This window comes from Bradyrhizobium sp. MI1.7 (assembly GCF_055811795.1).
This window is the reverse complement of sequence record NZ_JBVVPO010000004.1, coordinates 69,706-81,853: the sequence shown is the minus strand read 5'-3', so window position 1 is coordinate 81,853 and position 12,148 is coordinate 69,706. Positions and strand designations below refer to the sequence as shown.

General features: G+C 64.0%; 14 protein-coding genes. 4 read left to right on the top strand and 10 right to left on the bottom strand.

Going from position 1 to position 12,148, the window contains the following annotated elements; genetic code table 11:
- Positions 1 to 99: 99 nt before the first annotated feature.
- From AC0L3X_RS06325 to AC0L3X_RS06305, 5 genes are all read right to left on the bottom strand, one after another.
- The gene (locus AC0L3X_RS06325) at positions 100 to 918 is read right to left on the bottom strand and encodes an aldo/keto reductase (RefSeq protein WP_063984943.1); all 819 of its coding nucleotides are present in this window, start codon (positions 916 to 918) and stop codon (positions 100 to 102) included.
- A 304-nt stretch (positions 919 to 1,222) separates the two neighbouring features.
- Positions 1,223 to 2,803 (bottom strand): alkaline phosphatase D family protein, encoded by a 1,581-nt coding sequence (locus AC0L3X_RS06320; RefSeq protein ID WP_063984944.1) that lies wholly within the window; start codon positions 2,801 to 2,803, stop codon positions 1,223 to 1,225.
- A gap of 118 nt (positions 2,804 to 2,921) precedes the next feature.
- A complete protein-coding gene (locus AC0L3X_RS06315; protein ID WP_063984945.1) occupies positions 2,922 to 3,341 on the bottom strand; it encodes a hypothetical protein in 420 nt (139 codons plus the stop codon).
- A 109-nt stretch (positions 3,342 to 3,450) separates the two neighbouring features.
- Positions 3,451 to 4,452 carry an NAD(P)H-dependent flavin oxidoreductase gene (locus tag AC0L3X_RS06310; protein WP_063984946.1) on the bottom strand — a complete coding sequence of 334 codons (1,002 nt, stop codon included), beginning with the start codon at positions 4,450 to 4,452 and terminating at the stop codon, positions 3,451 to 3,453.
- 62 nt (positions 4,453 to 4,514) lie between these two features.
- Positions 4,515 to 5,252 (bottom strand): SDR family oxidoreductase, encoded by a 738-nt coding sequence (locus tag AC0L3X_RS06305; protein WP_063986596.1) that lies wholly within the window; start codon positions 5,250 to 5,252, stop codon positions 4,515 to 4,517.
- A 166-nt stretch (positions 5,253 to 5,418) separates the two neighbouring features.
- On the opposite strand from AC0L3X_RS06305, the gene AC0L3X_RS06300 reads away from it, so the two are divergent.
- On the top strand, positions 5,419 to 5,883 hold the full coding sequence (locus AC0L3X_RS06300; protein WP_063986597.1) for a winged helix-turn-helix transcriptional regulator: 465 nt from the start codon (positions 5,419 to 5,421) through the stop codon (positions 5,881 to 5,883).
- 93 nt (positions 5,884 to 5,976) lie between these two features.
- Here the strand turns inward: AC0L3X_RS06300 and AC0L3X_RS06295 are convergent, their stop codons facing one another.
- Together AC0L3X_RS06295 and AC0L3X_RS06290 are read right to left on the bottom strand one after the other, a co-directional pair.
- Positions 5,977 to 6,351: a PRC-barrel domain-containing protein gene (locus AC0L3X_RS06295; RefSeq protein ID WP_063984947.1), complete on the bottom strand. Its 375-nt coding sequence runs from the start codon at positions 6,349 to 6,351 to the stop codon at positions 5,977 to 5,979.
- A 283-nt stretch (positions 6,352 to 6,634) separates the two neighbouring features.
- The gene (locus AC0L3X_RS06290) at positions 6,635 to 6,793 is read right to left on the bottom strand and encodes a hypothetical protein (protein WP_187387779.1); all 159 of its coding nucleotides are present in this window, start codon (positions 6,791 to 6,793) and stop codon (positions 6,635 to 6,637) included.
- A gap of 177 nt (positions 6,794 to 6,970) precedes the next feature.
- On the opposite strand from AC0L3X_RS06290, the gene AC0L3X_RS06285 reads away from it, so the two are divergent.
- Positions 6,971 to 7,231, top strand: coding sequence for a hypothetical protein (locus tag AC0L3X_RS06285; protein ID WP_028148230.1), 261 nt, complete (start codon positions 6,971 to 6,973; stop codon positions 7,229 to 7,231).
- Between the two features lie 137 nt (positions 7,232 to 7,368).
- On the opposite strand, the gene AC0L3X_RS06280 is transcribed toward AC0L3X_RS06285, so the two are convergent.
- The 3 genes from AC0L3X_RS06280 to AC0L3X_RS06270 all read right to left on the bottom strand — a co-directional run bounded on the left by AC0L3X_RS06280 (position 7,369) and on the right by AC0L3X_RS06270 (position 8,100).
- A complete protein-coding gene (locus AC0L3X_RS06280) occupies positions 7,369 to 7,575 on the bottom strand; it encodes a hypothetical protein (RefSeq protein WP_063984948.1) in 207 nt (68 codons plus the stop codon).
- 81 nt (positions 7,576 to 7,656) lie between these two features.
- The gene (locus AC0L3X_RS06275; protein WP_256376429.1) at positions 7,657 to 7,788 is read right to left on the bottom strand and encodes a hypothetical protein; all 132 of its coding nucleotides are present in this window, start codon (positions 7,786 to 7,788) and stop codon (positions 7,657 to 7,659) included.
- A gap of 117 nt (positions 7,789 to 7,905) precedes the next feature.
- Complete coding sequence (locus AC0L3X_RS06270) at positions 7,906 to 8,100, bottom strand: hypothetical protein (protein WP_063984949.1); 195 nt, start codon at positions 8,098 to 8,100, stop codon at positions 7,906 to 7,908.
- Between the two features lie 95 nt (positions 8,101 to 8,195).
- Here AC0L3X_RS06270 and AC0L3X_RS06265 point away from each other — a divergent pair, with 95 nt between their 5' ends.
- Positions 8,196 to 8,708 carry a DUF4142 domain-containing protein gene (locus AC0L3X_RS06265; RefSeq protein WP_063984950.1) on the top strand — a complete coding sequence of 171 codons (513 nt, stop codon included), beginning with the start codon at positions 8,196 to 8,198 and terminating at the stop codon, positions 8,706 to 8,708.
- A 450-nt stretch (positions 8,709 to 9,158) separates the two neighbouring features.
- Positions 9,159 to 12,148: HAMP domain-containing protein (locus AC0L3X_RS06260; RefSeq protein WP_473316310.1), on the top strand; the 2,990-nt coding region annotated here is incomplete at its 3' end.

Below are 12,148 nucleotides of genomic sequence, written 5' to 3'. Positions count from 1 at the left end.
ACTCGCGGATGGAGACCCCTCACCCGTCTCGCCGCTACGCAGCGAGCCACCCTCTCCCGCAAGGGGAGAGGGTAAGGGCGGCGCGTTCAGCGTCGAGTTTTAATCCCACACCGGCGCAAAGCCTGGATTGACGCAACGCCTGTCCTTGGGCAACGCCGCGATCTTCTTGCGGTCGGCATCGTCGAGCGTGATCTTCAGCGCATCGAGGTTGGCTTGCTGGCTCTCCCGGCGCGAGGCCTTCGGGATCGCAGCGACACCGCCCTGGTCGAGCAGCCATTTCAGCGCGACCTGCGCGGCGGTCGCGTTGTGCCTGGCGCCGATCTCGGCCAACGCCGGATCTGACGCGATGCGTCCTTGCGCGAGCGGGCAATAGGCGACCAGCGGGATCGATTTGGCGTTGAGATAGGCCAGCACCCTCGATTGATCGAGCATGGCGTGATATTCGATCTGGTTGCAGGCGATCGGCGCCTTGATGTCCTCGACCGCGATCTTGAGCAGCGCCGTGGTGAAATTGGCAACGCCGATCGCCCGCGTACGCCCCTCCTCCTTCAGCTTCATCAGGGTCTCGAACACCGCGCCCCAGTTCGCGGATTTCGACGGCCAGTGCACGAGGTAGAGATCAACATGGTCGAGCCGGAGCTTGGTCAGGCTGGCGTCGAAGGCGCGGCGGATCGCATCGGGGCTGAGATTCTCGTGCCAGACCTTGGTCGTGACATGCAGCTCGCCGCGCGGCAGCCGGGCCGCGGCGAGCGCGGCACCGATCGATTCTTCGTTGGCGTACATCTCGGCGGTGTCGATGTGGCGATAGCCGATCGACAGTGCGCTCTCGACCGCCGCGCGGCAGGCATCGCCCTGCATGCGGAAAGTGCCAAGGCCGAGCTTGGGCATGCTGATGCCCTGTGTCTTCAGATGATCCATGAGCTAACTCCTGACGTATTTCAGCCGCCGAACACGCGGTGGGGCCGCAAGGGCAGACTCTTCGGTGATTGAAAAGAGGTGGCGGGGATAGAGACTATAGCGCAGGAGACGCGAGGCGGCCAATCAAGATCGGGTTAGTGCTGGGATGCGCGATCCGTCCCCACCGTCATGCCCGGGCATAGCCGTCCGAAGGACGGCGTCGCTTCCGCTCGCCTATGCCCGGGCATCCACGTTCTCAGGGCCGAGCAGCAAGGCGTGGATGGCCGGGTCAAGCCCGGCCATGACGACGGAGAGAGTTGCCCACTCACGAATGCTGCGCGACCACGGCCGGGCGCGCCTGCGGCTGCGGCTGCGGCACGATGTCGACCGACCAGAGGTCGCGGTTGTCGACGTCTTTCAAGGTCACGGTCATCACGCCGCTCGCACCGTCGATATCGACCCTGCCGAAGAACTGCAGGCCGAAGCACGGCGCAAGGTTCTCCCCCTGCGCCTCGCTGCAGCCGTTCTGGTACATCGCGACCGGGCCAAACGTATTGTCGAGCTCGCCCGGACCCCAGGTGCCGGCATGCAGGGGTCCGGAGACGAACTCCCAGAACGGCTCAAAATCCTGGAATTGCGCCTTGTTCGGATCGTAGTAATGCGCGGCGGTGTAGTGCATGTCGGCGGTGAGCCAGACGATGTTGCGCACGCCCGCGTGCTTGATCGAGGCCAGCAGATCGGCGACCTCATGCTCACGCCGATCGGGCGCTCCGTTGCCGAGCGCGACGGCATCGAGACTGACGAGGCCAATCGGCAGGTCGGCCGCGATCACCTTCCAGGTCGCGCGCGAAGCGGCGAGCTCCCGCTTCAGCCATGCGAGCTGCTCGGCACCGAGAATCCAGCCGCGATGGTCCTCGCCCTTGTTCCAGCTGTCGTCACGATAGCTGCGCATGTCGATCATGAAGACGTCGAGCAGCGGACCATAAGCGATCTTGCGATAGACGCGCCCCTGTCGCGTGCCGATGTCGCGGATCGGCATGAAATCGAAGAAGGCACGGCGGGCACGCGCGACCAGGCGCGGCGTGCCGTCGTCCTCATAGCCGGCGTTGTCGTAGCTGCCGGTCGGCGACCAGTCGTTGGTGACCTCGTGATCGTCCCACTGTGCGAACATCGGCACCTGCGCGTGGAAGGCGCGAAAATGCTCGTCGAGATGGTTGTATTTGTAGTTGCCGCGGAATTGCGCCAGCGTGTGCGCGGCCTCGGCTTTCTCCTCGGTCACCAGATTGCGCCAGGTCTCGCCGTTCGGCAGCTTCTGCTCGGAGGGAATCGTGCAGTCGGCGTAGATATGATCGCCGGAGTGGATGAAGAAGTCCGGGCGATTCTCGAGCATGGTGCGATAGCTGCGATAGCCGCCGCGCGAGATGTCGATGCCCCAGCCCTGCCCCGCGACGTCGCCCGACCACACGAACGAGATAGATTGCCCTGCAGCCGGCGCGGTGCGGAAATGGCCGACGCGGCTTTCGCCGGCAATGCCGGTCGCGATGTCGTCGAAACGCACGCGATAGAAGATATCCTGCCCGGACGGCAGATCGTTCAGCAGCAGTTTTGCGGTGAAGTCGGCATCGGGCAGCGCGTCGCGCGAAGCTGACGCTATGATCGTCTTGAAACTCTCGACGGTCGCGCATTCCACCTGCATCCGCGCGGGCCGGTCGGCGCGCGCCCAGATCACGGCGGAGCCATCCGAGACGTCGCCGGACTGAATGCCGCCCGCGATCTGCGGGCGATCGGCGGCGCGGCTGATGGATGGCTTTGCGACTGTGCCGAGCGCGGCAACGGCGAGGCTTGAAGTCGAGCGGACCAGGAACTGCCGCCGGGTCCATGCGCGCGAGGCGCGGAGCGTTGCCATTCAGGAAACCTTCGTCGAATCGCGACGGAAGGTGCCTGCGCTCCTTGACTCCTATCCTGACGGTTTCTTGACTCCGCGCCTACGGTTTTGCGACGCCCGGATGACGCGAGAGATCCGGCTAGTGCTTCCAGTTGCAAATGCCGCCGGTGCGGCACGGCCAGGTCTGGATGCGGGTGTCCATCGCCTGCGCGTCCAGCGGATTGCCGCGACGATGTGCAAGCTTGGTGCGCGCTGCGCCGCGTGGCTGGGCGCCCCTGGCATGAACAACCTTCGGCTGGGCCACGTGCACGCGTTCGGCGGCAACTTTCTTCGGCACGTCGATGGGTTCGCCGCGCGCCTGCGCCTCGTTGCCTCCCTTCGCCTCCAACGCAACCGGGGCGAACTGCGTCTCGGGCCCGAGCCGCTTTGGCGACAGCACCGCCTTGGAGAGATCGAGACCGAGATATTCGTCGGGCTTGTAGTCGTCAGCGCGCGCAATGCCGCCCCATGCGAGCACGAGGGCAACGGCAACTGCAAATGGAACGCTCTTCAGGACCACGGACGCCTCCTGAAATTGCTTATTTCAAGGGGTAATTTACTCCTATTTAGGAGGCGTCACGCGCAATTCCAGCGGCCAAGTGCCGCCGTGGTTAAGAAGTTTGGCGGAGTCAGGCGACCTTTCGCGCCGCACCCGTCCCGTCCAGGAACCCCATCAGGCGGCTGCGGATGATCTCTTCCGCCTCATCCATGATGCGATCGACGAGCTCCTTGCAGGAGGGGATGTCGTGGATCAGCCCTGCGACCATGCCGCAGCTCCAGGCACCCGCGTCCATCTGGCCGTCCAGCATGATCTTCGGATAGACGCCCGCGACCTGGTCGTGGATGTCGTCGATGCTCAGCTTGGCGCCCTTCTCGCGCTCGATCTCGAGCAGACGATCGACGTTGGCGTTCTTCAGCACGCGCTCGGTGTTGCGCAGAGCGCGCATGATCAGCCGGGTGTCGAGCTCGGTTGCCGCAACAAGCGCGTTCTTCACGTTCTGATGCACCGGTGCTTCCTTGGTGGCGATGAAGCGCGTGCCCATGTTCATGCCGGCCGCGCCCAGCGACAGCGCCGCGACGAGGCTGCGCCCGTCAGCCATGCCGCCGGAGGCCACGAACGGAATCTTCAGTTCCTCCGCCGCGCGCGGCAGCAGGATCATGTTGGGAATGTCGTCCTCGCCGGGATGGCCGCCGCACTCAAAGCCGTCGACGCTGACGGCGTCGCAGCCGATGCGCTCGGCCTTCAGGGAGTGGCGCACGGACGTGCATTTGTGGATCACCTTGATGCCGGCGGCCTTCAGCGCAGGCATGTATTGCTCCGGGCTGCGCCCCGCCGTCTCCACCGCCTTGATGCCGCCTTCGACGATGGCCGCGATGTATTCCGGATAAGGCGGCGCCGAGAAGGTCGGCAGGAAGGTGAGGTTCACGCCGAACGGCTTGTCCGTCATGTCGCGACAGCGCGCGATTTCCTTCGCGAGCAATTCCGGCGTCTTCTGCGTGAGGCCCGTGATGATGCCGAGCCCGCCGGCATTGGAGACGGCAGCGGCGAGTTCGGCAAAGCCGACGAAATGCATGCCACCCTGGATGATCGGGTGCTCGATGCCGAACAGTTCGGTGATCGCGGTCTTCACGTAGGGGCCTCCCGGATTTCAGTTTGTATTGAGATCAGTCTAGCCGCAGTCTTGCTCCGCGGTCACCATTTCTCTCCGAAGGGACGGATCTCCATCTCGAAGGTCCAGGCGCTCTTCGGCTGCTGATAGAGCTGCCAATAGGCATCCGCGACAGATGACGGCGGCATCAGAAGATCGGGATTATCAAGCGCATTCGCCCCGAGCGCTTCGAGCCGGCGCTGCCGCACCCACTCGGTGTCGACGCCGGAATCGATGATGAGATGGGCGACGTGGATGTTGTTCGGCCCGAGCTCGCGCGCCATCGCCTGCGCCACCGCGCGCAGTCCGAATTTTGCGCTGGCAAAGGCAGCAAAGCCGCTGCCGCCGCGCAGGCTCGCCGTCGCGCCGGTGAAGAAGATGTTGCCGCCACCGCGCGGCAGCATCAGCCGCGCCGCTTCCCTGCCGGCCAGGAAGCCGGAATAGCAGGCCATCTCCCACACCTTCCGGAACACGCGCTCGGTGGTGTCGAGGATCGGGAAATTGACGTTGGCACCGACGTTGAAGATGCAGACTTCGAGCGGCGCATGCTGGTCGGCGTCATTGAGGAAGGAGATGACCTCCTCCTCTTTGCGTGCATCGAGCGAGCGCGCGTGAATCTCGCCGCCGGCGGCCTCGATGTCCTTCACCAGCGGCGCCAGCTTGTCGCCGTTGCGGCGCCCGGCAAAGACCGTGAAACCTTCCGCGGAAAATTTCTTGGCGATCTCGGAGCCGATGAAATCGCCGGCCCCGATCACGGCGGCTGTCGCGTTTCGCTTGGGCAAGGTCACCTCCTCCGGTGAGAACGGTATGTGATTGGGCCGGAGGCTATAGTTCTAAAATAGAACTGTCAAACTACAGGGGTGAATGATATTCTCTATTAGAAATAGCGCTGATCATTCAAGTCAGTTCCTTTTTCTGACTTACTACCCTTTGCCGGAGATTCGCTACATGAAGTGGGACACGCTGGATGAAGAGCCCTGCTCGCTCTCCCGGACCGTCGCCGTGGTCGGCGACCGCTGGACGCTGCTGATCCTGCGCGAATGTTTTTTACGCGTGCGCCGGTTCGAGGCGTTTCAGTCCTCGCTCCAGATCACGCGGCACCTCCTCTCGGAGCGTCTGAAGAAGCTGGTGCGGTTCGGCATCCTGCGCCGCGTCCCCTATTCCGAGGCGCCCAAGCGCTACGAATACATCCTGACGCAGAAGGGCCTCGACCTCTACCCGATCATCATGACGATGGTGCATTGGGGCGACACCCACATGGGCGACGAGCGCGGCCGCCCGCTGCTGCACCAGCACAAGACTTGCGGCAAGGATTTCGACCCCGTGATGGTCTGCTCGGAATGCGGTGAGCCGCTACATGCGAAACAGGTGCATGTGCATGCGGGGCCGGGGCGGAAGGAGGCGGTGGGGTAGAGTGGCGGAGAGCAAAGGTGTCGTGCCCCGGCTTGACCGGGGCATCCAGTCGGTGGGCCGTTCCTTGCTCATCGGATCGCTTTCCATGGGGGCTTACGCGAAGGGAACGCCGTAGTACGAGTTGATGCCGCGGACTGCCGCGTCGTCACCCCAGTTCCAATCGCTGCGTTCACCGTATTTCGGCGCGCCTTCGAGCGTCTTGGCGGTGATCCCGGTGACATAGCCGCCGAGCTCCGTATCGTATTTGAGCGACTGCCAGGGCAGCGGATAGTGGTCGTTGCCGAGGCCCAGGAAACCGCCGAAGCCGAGCACGGCGTAGGACACCTTGCCGCTGACCTTGTCGATCATCACGCGTTCGATCGAACCGATCTTGTTGCGATCGGCGCCATAGACCGATGTTCCCTCGACCTTGTCGCTGCCGATCAACCTGTCCATCTCGCTGCGGTCCAACTCGCCTTGTTTCAGCATTCCAATTCTCCACTCGGCCAACGTGTGGACCAACCGGGTCGGCGAGCGAACGTTCCGGCGCATGTTCTGGTGGTCGCGTCAGACACGGAGCACGGTCGCCAGGGGCGATCAGCGAGCGGCCGCGGCCTCCGGTAGCATCAGGAAATCATGCATCGCGGCAGCAGTCTGAAGCTGATCAATGCGCGCCATAACAGAATCGCGCTGCTGTCCATCCGGCAAGCCCGACAGTTCGTGCTCGAGCCGCAGCTGCTCTGCCTTGAGACGTTGTTCGAACGTGTGGGGCTCAGATCGTCTTCGCATCTTCCGTCCTCGGTGGTTGCAGCCCCGAGCTGTTGGCCCAGCGCTCGACTTGCTCGATGACCTTCTGATGGCTCGGACGCACCGGTTTGGGCGCCTCGGGCTCTTCGGAAAGCTTGCGGGGTAACCTGACTTCCTCCGCCATGGCCTCTTCTCCCTCTCTCCCGAAAGAATGCGCCACCGCCAGAGTTGTTTCAATAATAACTTATTGATTTTACTAACTATTTTTACTCATCTGACGATTTTTCCGACTCTTGTGGAACTCGCGCCAAACTCGTTCGTTGAGCAAACTACTCAACTTACTCACTTTGCGTGATCGACCATGAATGACCTTCGCGCCGAGCGCCTCCAGGTCATGCTCTCGCCGGAAGAGCTGGCCGCCGTCGATGATTTCCGATTCAAGCACCGCATGCCGACGCGCGCTGCGGCGGTCCGAGAGCTTCTCAAATTCGGGCTCGCAGCCGCGGGCATCGAGACGAGCATCGACCCGTCGGCAGGCATCAAATCAAGCGAGTTTGGTGTCTTTGGTCGCGGTCCCGAAGGACACGCGCCCGCGAAGCCCGAGGGCGACACCGAGGATTGAGTCTCTCCCAAGCAAAAACGACCCCGGCACAGTGGGGTGCTAGGGCCGTCCTTGGAGATTGCTTCCGGCGCACCGGGGGCATGACAGCCGGAAGCAATCCGTCGACTCGTCGCGAAGGGATTCGTTCCTCGCGAGAACTAGCCGGTCGGCGCGTCGCCGGAATCGTCCGGCATCACGCCGGAGCCCGGTGTCTTGGTGTTGTCGTTGAGCTTGGGATCGCGCGTCGCTTCGCGCGACGGCGAGCCTTTCGAATCCGTCTTGTGCACGGTTTGCGCGCGCTGCTTGTCGCGCGGTTGATCTTCCGCCCGCTTGTCCTTGACGATGCCGTGGTCGGAATGCGCCATGATGTCCTCTCGCCTCTCCAGATGTCCTGAAGCGCTTACGCGCCGGCACAACGAATGTTCCAGCGCGCGAGGCCCGCAGCGCTAACTATGCGTGGCGTGGATCGCCGCCGATGCATTCTCCAGATGCACCTGCCGCACCGTCGTCACTGTCGCGAACGCGACCGAGACGCCAAAGGCGAGAATGAGCGAGAGAAGAGCCAGACGTGGAGCCATCGCAAAACCTCCTTCTGGAATCAAAATCAACGCGATCGACTGTTCGTGGATGATCCTGGATTGGTTGCTTGCATTCCGTGAGCAGTCTCACATGCAGATTCACGAAAATGAGAGCGCTTACGCATCCTGCGTTCGAAGGACGCGGACCTTTACGGGCGGGATTTCACCGTCCAGCCAGTCCTGCTCGTTCGCCAATGCCGTCCAGGCATCCGCCATGCGCAAATAGCGTTTGTGGGTGGGCTGCCCTTCCGCGCGCTCGGCGAGCTGAAGGCAGTTGTCGGCGTTATCCCTGAAGATGTCAGACTGTTTCATACAGAAGATGTGGGAACGGAACTCTCGCTCCGCAATCGCCTTTACCGGATCGTAACGCCGGGGGAACTTCGCACGCCATCGGTCATTGGAGATGCATGAGGATTCTCGTGGCAATCATCCTGGCTCTCGTCAGCACCTCGGCGTTCGCCGACAATATGGGCGAGCGAACGGCCGGCGACCGCGTGCCGACCGCAACCGATGTCATCACCGGCCTCTATAGCTTCAGCCGTTTCCAGCAGGGCCTGCTGGAGAGCACCGACCTGAAAGGCAATGCGGAGGTGAAAAATCTCGCGGCCCTGCGCGCCGAGGAGGCGGGCAAGCGCGACAAGACCCTGAAGCAGATTCAGGACGCAATCGGTGCGGAGCCGCACGCCGGCAAGACGACGTCAGTGAGCGCAAGCCTCGTCGAGCCCGAAAATGCGGATGGACCAACTTACGTCAGAAGCTTCTATGCCGCGCAAATCCCCGAATACGAATCCGCCATCAGCCTGCTCGAGCGCTATCTGAAAGCGCCCGACAATCCTGCGCTCGCCGCCTTCGCGCGCGAGCAATTGCCGATGCTGCGCACGCAGGTGAAAGATGCGGAGCGCACCATGGCGGACAAATAGCAGCCTATTTGTCTTCCGGATGATGCTGCTGGCTCTCCGGCCGCACCGTACGGTTACTCTCGGGGCCGGCATCGCCGTTGTCGTCCCTGCCGCCCGAGGTCGAGGCGCCGCTGCCGCTGGGGCTCGATCTGGTCGCGGTCCTCGTGGCCTGCGAATCAGCGTGCGGCGTGGCGGAGCTTGCGGCGGGGTCGCCAGTCACAGCCCCGCGCCCGCTGGGCGCGCCAGCGCCTCTCCTAGGACGGCTCTGAGCTCTGGTGCAGCGGCCGGCCGGCTTTTTCCTGAGCGGGATGGAACCATCGTCACTCCTCACCGTTATTTTGGCCGGGCTGAGCACGGCAGGTTCCAATTCCAAGCGCTGCAACGTTGGCGCTTGATTTCGAATTTGGCTGACGGTCTATTTTGACAACTGCGTCACGCCTTGGATTCGGCCGACGCCGCGGGGGAATCAGTATGAGCGACCTCGATCCCGGAACTGCATCACGCTCCGGTCGTCGCGTTCCAAAGCCAAAAACCAACGGTATGTCGGACCCGGATTCGCGGCCGGAATTGCTGCTTGCCTTGCAGGCCATGCGCAGCGGCGATTTTTCGGTGCGGATGAGCGGGGACTATCTCGGCATCGACGGCAAGATCGCCGACACTTTTAATGAAATCATCGCCGCCAACCAGCGCATGGCGCAGCAGCTCGAGCTGGTCGGTCAGGTCGTAGGGCGCGAGGGCAAGACCCGCCAGCGCGTGAAGTTCGGCCTCGCCAGCGGCTCCTGGGCCGACATGGAAGGCTCCGTCAACACGCTGATCGACGACCTCCTGTGGCCGACGCGCGAGGTGACGCGCGCGGTCGCGGCGGTGGCGCAAGGCGACCTGCTCCAGACCGTCAAGCTGGACGTCGACGGCCGCCCGCTGCGCGGCGAATTCCTGCAGTCGGCGACCATCGTCAACACCATGATCAAGCAGCTCGGCGTGTTCACCTCCGAGGTGACGCGCGTCGCGCGCGAGGTCGGCACCGAAGGCAAGCTCGGCGGCCAGGCCCAGGTGCCGGAAGTGACCGGCGTCTGGAAGGATCTGACCGAGAGCGTCAACTCGATGGCGAACAACCTGACCAACCAGGTTCGCAACATCGCCGAGGTCACGATCGCGGTCGCCAACGGCGACTTGTCCAAGAAGATCACCGTCGACGTCCGCGGCGAGATCCTTCAGCTCAAGGAAGCCATCAACACGATGGTGGACCAGCTGCGCTCCTTCGCCTCCGAAGTGACGCGCGTGGCGCGCGAGGTCGGCACCGACGGCAAGCTCGGCGGCCAGGCGATCGTGCCCGGCGTCGCCGGCACCTGGAAGGACCTCACCGACTCCGTCAACGCGATGTGCGGCAACCTCACCGCCCAGGTCCGCAACATCGCCAACGTCACCACTGCCGTGGCGCGCGGCGACCTGTCGCGCAAGATCACGGTGGACGTGCGTGGCGAGATCCTGGAGCTGAAGGACACCATCAACACCATGGTGGACCAGCTCAACTCCTTCGCCTCCGAAGTGACCCGCGTGGCGCGCGAGGTCGGCACCGAAGGCAAGCTCGGCGGCCAGGCCCAAGTGCCCGGCGTGGCCGGCACCTGGAAGGACCTCACCGACAACGTCAACTTCATGGCGTCGAACCTGACCGCGCAGGTCCGCAACATCGCCGACGTCGCGACCGCGATCGCAGGCGGCGACCTGTCGAAGAAGATCACGGTGACCGTCTCGGGCGAGATCCTTCAGCTGAAGGAAACGCTCAACACCATGGTGGACCAGCTCAATGCGTTTGCCGGCGAAGTCACCCGCGTCGCGCGCGAGGTCGGCACCGAGGGGCGGCTCGGCGGTCAAGCCAACGTGCTCGGCGTCGCCGGCACCTGGAAGGACCTCACCGAGAGCGTCAACTCGATGGCGTCAAACCTGACCGCACAGGTCCGCAACATCGCCGAGGTGACGACGGCGGTCGCGGGCGGCGATCTGTCGAAGAAGATCACCGTGGACGTGCGCGGCGAAATCCTGGAGCTGAAAGACACCATCAACACGATGGTGGACCAGCTCAACGCCTTCGCCGGCGAAGTCACCCGCGTCGCGCGCGAGGTCGGCACCGAAGGCAAGCTCGGCGGCCAGGCCCAAGTGCGCGGCGTCGCCGGTACCTGGAAGGACTTGACGGACTCGGTCAACTCGATGGCCTCGAACCTGACCGGTCAGGTCCGTAACATCGCCGAGGTCGCGACCGCCGTTGCGAAGGGCGACTTGTCGAAGAAGATCACCGTGAACGTGTCGGGCGAAATCCTTCAGCTGAAGGAAACGCTCAACACCATGGTGGACCAGCTCAACGCGTTCGCCGGCGAAGTCACGCGCGTGGCGCGCGAGGTCGGCACCGAAGGCAAGCTCGGCGGCCAGGCCCAGGTGACGGGCGTCGCTGGCACCTGGAAGGACCTGACCGACAACGTCAACTCGATGGCGGGCAATCTCACCGCCCAGGTCCGCAACATCGCCGAGGTCGCAACCGCCATCGCCGGCGGCGACCTGTCGCGCAAGATCACGGTGGACGTCCGCGGCGAGATCCTTCAGCTCAAGGACACGCTGAACACGATGGTCGACCAGCTCAACCGCTTCGCGGGCGAGGTGACGCGCGTGGCGCGCGAGGTCGGCACCGAAGGCCGGCTCGGCGGTCAGGCCAACGTGCCCGGCGTCGCCGGCACCTGGAAGGACCTCACCGACAGCGTCAACTCGATGGCGGGCAACCTGACCGCACAGGTCCGCAACATCGCCGAGGTCACCACCGCCGTGGCGCGCGGCGACTTGTCGCGCAAGATCACCGTGGACGTGAAGGGCGAAATCCTCGAGCTGAAGAACACCATCAACACCATGGTGGACCAGCTCAACGGCTTTGCCGGCGAAGTGACGCGCGTGGCGCGCGAGGTGGGTACCGAGGGCAAGCTCGGCGGCCAGGCCGAAGTGCCCGGCGTTGCCGGCACCTGGAAGGACCTCACCGACAACGTCAACTTCATGGCCTCCAACCTGACGGCCCAGGTCCGCAACATCGCCGAGGTCGCGACCGCAATCGCCGGCGGTGACCTGTCGAAGAAGATCACGGTGGACGTGCGCGGCGAGATCCTGCTGCTCAAGGACACCCTGAACACGATGGTGGAGCAGCTGCGCTCCTTCGCCGCCGAAGTGACGCGCGTGGCGCGCGAGGTCGGCACCGAGGGCCGGCTCGGCGGTCAGGCCGTCGTGCCCGGCGTCGGCGGCACCTGGAAGGATCTCACCGACAACGTCAACCTGCTGGCCGCGAACCTCACGACGCAGGTCCGCAACATCGCCGAGGTCACGACCGCCGTGGCGCGCGGCGACTTGTCCCGCAAGATCACCGTGGACGTGAAGGGCGAAATCCTCGAGCTGAAGAACACCATCAACACCATGGTGGACCAGCTCAA

Coding starts and splice junctions, on each gene's coding strand:
- AC0L3X_RS06265 (WP_063984950.1), top strand. CDS start 8,196: ATGAGGATTCTCGTGGCAATCATCCTGGCTCTCGTCAGCACCTCGGCG.
- AC0L3X_RS06325 (WP_063984943.1), bottom strand. CDS start 918: ATGGATCATCTGAAGACACAGGGCATCAGCATGCCCAAGCTCGGCCTT.
- AC0L3X_RS06300 (WP_063986597.1), top strand. CDS start 5,419: ATGAAGTGGGACACGCTGGATGAAGAGCCCTGCTCGCTCTCCCGGACC.
- AC0L3X_RS06270 (WP_063984949.1), bottom strand. CDS start 8,100: ATGAAACAGTCTGACATCTTCAGGGATAACGCCGACAACTGCCTTCAG.
- AC0L3X_RS06290 (WP_187387779.1), bottom strand. CDS start 6,793: ATGGCGGAGGAAGTCAGGTTACCCCGCAAGCTTTCCGAAGAGCCCGAG.
- AC0L3X_RS06285 (WP_028148230.1), top strand. CDS start 6,971: ATGAATGACCTTCGCGCCGAGCGCCTCCAGGTCATGCTCTCGCCGGAA.
- AC0L3X_RS06320 (WP_063984944.1), bottom strand. CDS start 2,803: ATGGCAACGCTCCGCGCCTCGCGCGCATGGACCCGGCGGCAGTTCCTG.
- AC0L3X_RS06275 (WP_256376429.1), bottom strand. CDS start 7,788: ATGGCTCCACGTCTGGCTCTTCTCTCGCTCATTCTCGCCTTTGGCGTC.
- AC0L3X_RS06295 (WP_063984947.1), bottom strand. CDS start 6,351: ATGCTGAAACAAGGCGAGTTGGACCGCAGCGAGATGGACAGGTTGATC.
- AC0L3X_RS06280 (WP_063984948.1), bottom strand. CDS start 7,575: ATGGCGCATTCCGACCACGGCATCGTCAAGGACAAGCGGGCGGAAGAT.